Annotated in this window: 1 protein-coding gene; it reads right to left on the bottom strand. The window is 62.9% G+C overall.

All coding sequences use genetic code 11. The features are described 5' to 3' along the window. Positions 1-247, bottom strand: a 247-nt coding sequence (locus RAD10_RS41615) for a 3-hydroxyacyl-CoA dehydrogenase NAD-binding domain-containing protein (RefSeq protein WP_461622002.1), incomplete at its 3' end; no start/stop codon positions are given. Between the last annotated feature and the right edge of the window lie 66 nt (positions 248-313).

Raw genomic sequence — 313 nt, forward strand, 5'->3', positions numbered from 1 at the left:
CCGCCTCCGCCGCTGTCTTGACCCAGGTCAGGCTGCCGCGATCCTCGGCACGGGCGCCGAGGCGCTCCTGGGTCGGCCAAGCCGTCTTGAGGAGTTCATCGAGGCGGTCTTTAGCGTCCGCCGCCGGATCCCACACGACCACGTCGAGCCCACGCGCCAGAAAGTGCGCGACAAACCCGCCGCCAATGATCCCCGTACCAATGCATGCAACTCGGCGGATCCGATCAGGCCCACGAAAAGTGCTCATAGCTTGGCCTCGCCTCGGTTGAGCTTGCGGTTATAAATCCTCATCGGTTGATCCTTCTCTCTCATT

This window comes from Bradyrhizobium sp. 23AC (assembly GCF_054863025.1).